Consider the following 285-nt stretch of genomic DNA (forward strand, 5'->3'; position numbering starts at 1 on the left):
CGAAGAGCGGCCTAGGTTGGTGGCCAGACGGTTGCCCGATTTTAAAGGCAGCCGAATGGACCGCACAATGCATCTCGCCATTTCGCTCGACATCGCTGCCGCCAACGGACACGACATCCTGGACTTCGGCCAAATCAGCGCCTTTGTGCAGAAGGCGGAAGCGGCGGGCGTTGACATGGTCATCATTTCCGACTCCGCCGATGAACCGTCGACCAGCCCATTCGAAGCGACCACGCTCATCGCCGCGCTGTCGACGGTGACCGAAAAGATCGGCCTCGTCGCCAG

Annotated in this window: 1 protein-coding gene; it reads left to right on the forward strand. The window is 61.1% G+C overall.

What is annotated here, in order from left to right; translation table 11 throughout:
* Positions 1-55 precede the first annotated feature (55 nt).
* Positions 56-285, forward strand: a 230-nt coding sequence (locus tag EN852_RS39990) for an LLM class flavin-dependent oxidoreductase (protein ID WP_246694605.1), incomplete at its 3' end; no start/stop codon positions are given.

It is taken from the genome of Mesorhizobium sp. M2E.F.Ca.ET.209.01.1.1 (assembly GCF_004010375.2).
Lineage (GTDB): Bacteria > Pseudomonadota > Alphaproteobacteria > Rhizobiales > Rhizobiaceae > Mesorhizobium.